Source organism: Chryseobacterium sp. CH21 (genome assembly GCF_004119445.1).
In the GTDB taxonomy this organism is placed as follows: Bacteria; Bacteroidota; Bacteroidia; order Flavobacteriales; family Weeksellaceae; genus Chryseobacterium.
Map to the genome: position 1 here is coordinate 1 of NZ_QICI01000060.1, position 5,473 is coordinate 5,473.

The 5,473-nt window shown below is 36.0% G+C and carries 4 protein-coding genes and 2 pseudogenes; 5 read left to right on the plus strand and 1 reads right to left on the minus strand.

Annotation, left to right across the window (positions count from 1 at the left end; translation table 11 throughout):
• Window positions 1-187 (plus strand): annotated as a pseudogene (locus BOQ62_RS22505) (IS4/IS5 family transposase); the annotation flags it as partial.
• A gap of 66 nt (window positions 188-253) precedes the next feature.
• Here the strand turns inward: BOQ62_RS22505 and BOQ62_RS12355 are convergent.
• Entirely contained in the window at window positions 254-790 is a 537-nt protein-coding gene (locus BOQ62_RS12355; RefSeq protein WP_228414041.1) for a tetratricopeptide repeat protein, read from the minus strand.
• Window positions 791-986: 196 nt separating this feature from the next.
• Between BOQ62_RS12355 and pepE the strand changes: the two genes are divergently transcribed.
• The 4 genes and pseudogenes from pepE (at window position 987) to BOQ62_RS12375 (ending at window position 5,186) form a co-directional block, all read left to right on the plus strand.
• Window positions 987-1,679: a dipeptidase PepE gene (gene pepE / locus BOQ62_RS12360; RefSeq protein WP_129039890.1), complete on the plus strand. Its 693-nt coding sequence runs from the start codon at window positions 987-989 to the stop codon at window positions 1,677-1,679.
• Window positions 1,679-2,548: a hypothetical protein gene (locus BOQ62_RS12365; RefSeq protein ID WP_129039892.1), complete on the plus strand. Its 870-nt coding sequence runs from the start codon at window positions 1,679-1,681 to the stop codon at window positions 2,546-2,548. The genes pepE and BOQ62_RS12365 overlap by 1 nt, the downstream gene beginning before the upstream one ends.
• Window positions 2,549-2,630: 82 nt before the next feature.
• A pseudogene (dacB, locus tag BOQ62_RS12370) lies at window positions 2,631-4,003 on the plus strand (D-alanyl-D-alanine carboxypeptidase/D-alanyl-D-alanine-endopeptidase).
• Between the two features lie 7 nt (window positions 4,004-4,010).
• On the plus strand, window positions 4,011-5,186 hold the full coding sequence (locus BOQ62_RS12375) for a sensor histidine kinase (protein WP_129039893.1): 1,176 nt from the start codon (window positions 4,011-4,013) through the stop codon (window positions 5,184-5,186).
• Window positions 5,187-5,473 lie beyond the last annotated feature (287 nt).

Below are 5,473 nucleotides of genomic sequence, written 5' to 3' on the forward strand. Positions count from 1 at the left end.
AAACGGAATTGAAGTAATGCTCTACATGACAATGATTGCTTCTATGCTGCTCTTGATTTACAAAAAAGTAAACAATTTAGGATATAAAACAGCTAAAAGACGCATCGCTATGGAACTTCGGGATATGATTACCGCAATTTTAATAATATTTGCGGGGGGTGATCCTGCAAAAGTCTTCAAAACTTAAAACATAAAAAATGGTCGGAAATTTCTTCCGACCATGACTAGAAATTTTTCCGGTCTTTTTTATTTACTAAGAATTTAATGTTTTACTAAGCTTTACAGCATCCTGGTTGGTAGGATCATACTGTATAGACTTGGCGATATGTTCTTTTGCTTTATTAGGATCACTTTGCTGTTCCGAAAAGGCAAGATAGAAATAAGCATATGCCAGATTCTTCTTATTTTGCTCTACTTCTTCAGGTTTTACTGTTGCAATATACTTTTCATAAGCAATTTTTGCGTTGGCATCATCTTTTGCAGATTGATAAGCATAGGCCTGACTATAATAAGACGGAGCCCAATCTGGTAATAAAACTGAAATTTTCTTCCATGTCGCAATGGAATTAGTCCAGTCTGATGCTTCCTGATAGGCATTTGCCAATTTTGCCAGTGATTCTACATCTTTCGGATTGGTCTCGATCTGTTTTTTAAGACCTTCAATCGTTGGATTTGTTGTTTGACTCGTGGAAGTTGATGTTTCCGGCTGAGTTGTTTGTGCATTTACAAGACTTACACTTCCTGCTAGTATTAATCCTAAAAATAGGTTTCTACTATTAATTGTACTCATTTTCATAATCTTATATTTTAAATTCATAATCTAAAATTCAAGAATAATTCCATAAAACCGCAAATTTTAGAGGCTTTAAGGTTTTTTAGAAAATATTAACGGGAAACACTATTTTTTTAGATTAATTTTTGATTCGTTCATCTTTGAGGCTATCTTTGTGATTCACTTTTTTAATTAATACACATAATTTAGTGGTATGAATATCATATTAGCCTCAACATCCACCCTTTTTGGTGGAGAATATCTGGAATACTTAAGAGAAGAATTAATTCAATTATATAAAGGAATTGACGAAATTGTGTTTGTGCCTTTCGCAAGACCAGGCGGGATTTCTCATGAAGACTATACTGCAAAAGCACGCTCTTTCTTTGAAACAATCAATATAAAAGTAAAAGGACTTCATGAATTTGAAGATAAAAAAGAAGCCATTCAACAGGCAAAAGGTTTCTTTACCGGAGGTGGAAATACTTTTTTATTGGTTAAAACATTACATGAAGAAGGATTAATGCCTGTTCTAAAGGAAAATGTATCAGGTGGAAAAGCCTATCTTGGATGCAGTGCAGGGAGCAATATCGGAGGTCAGAATATGAAAACGACCAATGATATGCCGATTGTATATCCACCAAGTTTCGATTGTATGGGATTGGTTCCTTTTAATATTAATCCACATTACCTTGATCCTAATCCGGACTTGAAACATAACGGTGAAACCAGAGAAACACGTATTCAGGAGTTTCTTACCCAAAATGATATCAAAGTAGTAGGTCTTAGAGAAGGAAACTGGATCAGAAGAACTAATGACGTTATTACCGTTGAAGGAAGTGAACTGACCAGGATTTTTGAAAAAGGGAAAGAGCCTTACGAAATAGAAGCAGGAAGCAAGCTTTAATGAACAGAGAAGAAATAAATCTTTTTGTCGAACGTAATCTGAGCAATTTTTCAGTGAACAGTACCGGATGGAATGATCTTATCCGGAAATTACTGTTTGAATTTGCCATTGCAGGCTGGAATCTGGAACACCAGGTTTTTGGGAAAGAAAAGTTTGGTGAATTGAGATGCTACACGTATTCTGAAGATGAAACACTCAATATCAGGCTCAAAAATATCAAAGACAAATATTCACAATTATCTGTGAAGACTTGTGAAATTTGTGGTAGTGAAGGCAAAATGAGAACCATAGGCTCATGGCAGACAACATTATGCCTGAACCATTTTCTAGAACAGCAGCCCGTTATCGAAATTGATGATGAACAGAACGTCAAACTTAATAACAAGACAGTTCTGAATATTAAAAATGTAGTGAAAGCTGAAGTAGAATATGATCTTCAGACGTTATCTCTTTACACGGGACAGAATGATTGGGAAGAGAAGAGGTATTTTTCATGGCAGGAGCCTAACTATTATCTGCTTTTAAAAACAATTCCATTATCATTGTTTCCAAAAGACAGACAAAAGGATATTTCTATGGTATTTCAAAGCCTGAATGACTGTGAGATCTGTGGTCATAAAGCAGTGTATCAGAGAAACTGCTTACGTTGTCATCAGGAACCCTGGAATAATTCAGCCTACCTTATTGAAGATTACGGAGAAAAATCAAATTACATCAAAGAGTGCCAGATGGATATTTTTTGGATGAAGATGATTATGAAAAATATTTTATTGCTGACCGATCATTTGAAAAGGTTCCTGATCATCAGATTCTTTTCAGTCCCGATGATCTCAGGGAGTATGAAAAGCTTTTATTTTAACTATATTTGATTAGAATTTAAATAAATGAAAAGATTCAGATATTGTCCGGCAGTATTTGAAATCTATGAATTTAGTTTCAAACAACAATGCAATGAAAAAAACACTTGCTGTTCTCACGCTTTCTGTACAGGTGGTAGCTGCGCAGAATATGGCTCAAAAACTAGATAAAGCAACCAAGGATCTTATGGATTCTTCAGGAGCGGTTTCTTCCAGTTTATCATTTTATGTTTCAGATGAAAACGGCAACTTTATATACGAATATCAAGGGAATAAGGGACTTTCTACAGCTTCTACACAGAAGATTTTTACTGCGGGGGCTGCACTGGAAACTTTAGGAAAGAATTATACTTTTACAACCACTTCAAGTTATTCCGGGAAGATATCCGGAGGTACACTGAACGGAAATCTTTTCATCAGTTCCAATGGTGATCCTACCTTGGGAAGCTGGAGATATGATGCCTATAAGCCTGAAAATTTTAAAAAGAAACTTCTTGATGCTATTAAAAATTCAGGAATAACAAAGATATCAGGTGATCTGGTCATTGATGATTCTTATTTTGATCATCAAACAATTCCTGGAGGATGGCCGTGGGATGACCTTGGAAATTACTACGGTGCCGGAGTTTGGGGAATTAACTGGAAAGAAAATCAATTTGACATCAATATCAACGGAACCGATTTTAAAAACTTTTCTTATCCATTGGAAGGCGTAAAATGGCTGAATGAACTGAAAACAGGGGGGAGTTCTGACCAAAGCCTTATTTTCACGGCTCCTCATTCTGATGTAGCGCTGATTAACGGAATGCTTCCGGCAGGAAAAACAGTAACGGTTTCAGGATCTACTCCTAATCCACCACTACAGCTGGCGGCAGAGGTAAAGCAGTGGCTGAAAGAATCAGGAATTGAACTTTCAGGAAAAGCAGTAACAAATTCGCAGCTTGAACTAGAAGGAAAGCAAGCGTTGGAAGCACCTAAAAATAATATTCTTCTCACTTATCAGTCACCCACTCTGGATAAAATTGTATACTGGTTTCTGAAAAAAAGTGTCAATTTGTACGGGGAGACCTTAATTAAAACCTTAGGAAAAGAGAAAAAAGGAAATCCTAGTTTCAAAAGTGGGGTTTCCTACCTGAAAGAATTCTGGAAATCAAAAGGAATCAATCCTAATATGATCAATTTTGCTGACGGAAGCGGGCTTTCACCACAGAATTATGTAGCGGCGAAGGCAGAAGTACAAGCACTGTTATATGCAAAGAAACAATCGTGGTTTGATGCTTATTATGACGGTTTCCCGGTTCAGGATAATGGAATGAAGATGAAAAGCGGAACAATGAGAGATACCAAATCTTTTGCCGGATACCACACTGCAAAAGATGGGAAAAATATGTATTTTCGATTATTATCAACAACTATCAGGGAAGTGGAAATACAGAGCTGCAGAAAATTCTGAACGTTTTAAAATAAAATAACTTTGAGAAAATCCATACTATCAAGGCTGAACAACTGGATCATTTTTGTGGTGATGACTACTTTGGTGATTGCCATTGTAGTGGCTTCAACATCCCTTATTAATTTTCTCAGAAAAGAGGAGATTAAAAGGATCAGCCTTCTTTCCAAAGCGATAAGAATACAGCAGGAAGTGAAAACCCCTGATACGGATGTTCTGGATCTTTTGCCGGATATCCTCAATATCAACAATACTATCCCGTTCATAGTAACAGATAAATTTAAAAATCCGATTCTTGATCTCGGGTATTACAGAAATATCCCTGAAAGTACCATTAAGGATCCCGAAAAACTTCAGGATCTGATCCGAAATATGGAGAAAAATTATGATCCTATTGAGATCAAAGTGCCGGATGGAAATAATCAGTTTGTGTACTACGACAACTCACGTATGTTGAACAATCTTCGGTATTCGCCTTACATTTTAGGGTTATTTATTTTGCTGTATTTTGGTTTCTCTTTCTGGTTTTTCAGAACAATCAAAAAGACGGACGAAGGGTATCTTTGGGCAGGTCTGGCTAAAGAAACGGCTCACCAGATTGGAACTCCTTTATCTTCAATGATTGGCTGGATGGAAATCATGAAGCTTGATAATCCTGAATCAGAAGGCGTTCATGAGATAGAAAAAGATATTGAAAGATTGAGAACAATTTCTGAAAGATTCTCTAAAATAGGTTCCATTCCTGAGCTGAATGACAGAAATCTCAATGAAACCATTCAGGAGAATTATGATTATTTAAAAACCAGAATTTCGAGAAAAATCAATTTTACTTTGAATCTTCCTAATTATACCGTTTTAGTTCCTCATAATAAAATTCTGATGAGCTGGGTAATTGAAAATCTGGTGAAAAATGCTGTAGATGCGATGAAAGGTGAAGGGGCTATTACCATGTCTGTTTTTGAAAGAAACAAAAATATTCTCATCGAAGTAAAAGACAACGGAAGCGGAATGACCAAACAGCAGGCTAGAAGTGCTTTTAACCCGGGATATTCTACCAAAAAGAGAGGATGGGGACTAGGATTGTCGTTAGCAAGAAGGGTAATTCATGAATACCATAACGGAGATATTAAAATTTCTCAGACTGAGGTAGGTAAGGGTAGTACCTTTAGAATAACCATCAGAAAGGAGGAAACTCTTTAATTGCAAATTACTTTTACAAACAATAAACCTAACAGGTTTTCAAAACCTGTTAGGTTTGAACCAAGTAATCTTTGGCTTTTATAAAAGATCAACTTAAAGAAAATAAAAAGCGGGGAAATTTCCTAGTCATGGTCGGAAGAAATTTCCGACCATTTTTATGTTTTAAGTTTTGAAGACTTTTGCAGGATCACCCCCCGCAAATATTATTAAAATTGCGGTAATCATATCCCGAAGTTCCATAGCGATGCGTCTTTTAGCTGTTTTATATCCTAAATTGTTTACTTTTT